The sequence below is a fragment of the Streptomyces niphimycinicus genome, from assembly GCF_018883605.1.
Lineage (GTDB): Bacteria > Actinomycetota > Actinomycetes > Streptomycetales > Streptomycetaceae > Streptomyces > Streptomyces niphimycinicus.
Window position 1 is genome coordinate 1 of sequence record NZ_JAHLEM010001182.1, and the last position, 2,298, is coordinate 2,298.

General features: G+C 73.1%; 3 protein-coding genes. All 3 read left to right on the top strand.

The window, feature by feature from the left end; all coding sequences use genetic code 11:
* On the top strand, positions 1 to 1,261 hold a 1,261-nt coding region (locus tag KN815_RS48695), incomplete at its 5' end, for an aldehyde dehydrogenase family protein (RefSeq protein ID WP_216348146.1).
* 1 nt (position 1,262) lies between these two features.
* A complete protein-coding gene (locus KN815_RS48700) occupies positions 1,263 to 2,045 on the top strand; it encodes a 3-oxoacyl-ACP reductase (RefSeq protein WP_216348147.1) in 783 nt (260 codons plus the stop codon).
* Between the two features lie 68 nt (positions 2,046 to 2,113).
* The coding region (locus KN815_RS48705) for a DUF2510 domain-containing protein (protein ID WP_216348148.1) at positions 2,114 to 2,298 on the top strand (185 nt) is incomplete at its 3' end.

Here is a 2,298-nt window from a genome sequence, read left to right on the forward strand (position 1 = left end):
CCAGCGCGGCTGGGCCGCGCTCGCGCCCGCCGACCGCGCCCGGCTGCTGCGCCGCTTCGCCGCCGTCGTGGACGGCCACATCGAGGAACTCGCCGCCCTGGAGGTCCGCGAGGCGGGCCATCCGATCGGCAACGCCCGCTGGGAGGCGGGCAATGTGCGCGATCTGCTGGACTACGCGGCCGGGGGAGCGGAGCGGCTGAACGGCGCCCAGATCCCGGTGGCCGGCGGGCTGAACGTCACCTTCCATGAGCCGCTCGGCGTGGTCGCGGTCATCGCACCGTGGAACTTCCCCATGCCCATCGCCGCCTGGGGCACCGCGCCCGCCCTGGCCGCCGGGAACGCCGTGGTCCTCAAACCCGCCGAGACCACCCCGCTCACCGCGCTCCGGCTGGCCGAACTCGCCCTGGAGGCGGGCCTTCCCGAGGGGCTCTTCCAGGTGCTGCCCGGGGCCGGGCCGGTCGCGGGCGCCGCGCTGGTCGAGCACCCCGGCGTGGCCAAGGTCGTCTTCACCGGCTCCACGGCAGTCGGCAAGGCGATCATGGCCACCTGCGCGGCGGGCGTGAAGCGGGTGACCCTCGAACTCGGCGGCAAGAGCCCGAACATCGTCTTCGCCGACGCCGACATCGAGCGCGCCGCGGCCGCCGCCCCCGGCTCCTTCCTGGACAACACCGGCCAGGACTGCTGCGCCCGCAGCCGCATCCTGGTCCAGCGCGGCGTCTACGACCGGTTCATGGAGCTGCTGGCGCCCGCCGTGACCTCCTTCGCGGTCGGCGACCCGGCCGACCCCGCCACCGCCATGGGCCCGCTGATCTCGGCCGCCCAGCGGGAGCGCGTGCGGTCCTACGTACCCGAGGACGCGCCCGCCGCGATCCGTGGCGAGGCCCCCGAGGGCAAGGGGTTCTGGTACCCGGCCACCGTGCTGGAGGCCACCGGCCCCGGGGACCGCGCCGCCGTGGAGGAGATCTTCGGCCCCGTCGCCGTCGTCCTGCCCTTCGAGGACGAGGCCGACGCCGTACGGCTGGCCAACGCCACCGACTACGGACTGTCCGGCTCGATCTGGACCCGCGACGTGGGCCGCGCGGTCCGGGTCTCGCGCGCCGTCGCCGCCGGGAACCTGTCCGTCAACTCGCACAGCAGCGTGCGATACGCCACCCCCTTCGGCGGCTACAAGCAGTCCGGCCTGGGCCGGGAGCTGGGCCCCGACGCCCTTACCGCCTTCACCGAGACCAAGAACGTCTTCATCAGCACCGAGGAGCAGTGACGTGACCGAGACCCCCGTGTGCCGCCGTCTGGTGGGCCGTACCGCCGTCGTCACCGGAGCGGGCAGCGGCATCGGCCTGGCCACCGCGCGCCGCCTGGCCTCCGAGGGCGCGCGGGTCGTCTGCGCCGATATCGACGAGAGGGCGGGCAAGGCCGCCGCCGAGGAGGTCGGCGGGCTCTTCGTCCGGGTGGACGTGACCGACCCCGAGGAGGTCGAGGCGCTCTTCAAGACCGCCTTCGACACCTACGGTTCGGTGGACATCGCCTTCAACAACGCCGGAATCTCGCCGCCCGACGACGACTCGATCCTCACCACCGGACTCGACGCCTGGAAGCGCGTCCAGGAGGTCAACCTCACCTCCGTCTATCTGTGCTGCAAGGCCGCGCTGCCCTATATGCGGCAGCAGGGCAGGGGCTCCATCATCAACACCGCCTCCTTCGTGGCCGTGATGGGCGCCGCCACTTCGCAGATCAGCTACACCGCCTCCAAGGGCGGAGTGCTGGCCATGTCCCGCGAACTGGGCGTGCAGTTCGCCCGCGAGGGCATCCGGGTCAACGCGCTGTGCCCGGGGCCGGTCAACACCCCGCTGCTGAAGGAGCTGTTCGCCAAGGACCCGGAGCGGGCCCAGCGGCGGCTGGTCCATGTGCCGGTGGGCCGGTTCGCCGAACCGGAGGAGATCGCCTCCGCCGTGGCCTTCCTGGCCAGCGATGACGCCTCCTTCGTCAACGCCGCCGAGTTCCTCGTGGACGGCGGGATCGCCGGGGCGTACGTCACTCCGTTGTAGTCCTGTGCGCAGTCCCGCCATCCGCGGTGTACGGACCGCACCCCTGGCCATAGGCTGACCGTGTGACCATGAACACGCCCCCCGGCTGGTACCCCGATCCCGGCTACGCAGGTAACGGCCCCGCCATGGAACGGTGGTGGGACGGTTCCGCCTGGACCGAGTACACCCGTGATGCCTCGGGCGCCGCGGACCCGGCCTTCGGCCCGCCGCCCCCGCCCTACCTTCCGGGGCGGCAGGGCGGCCACGGCCGGGG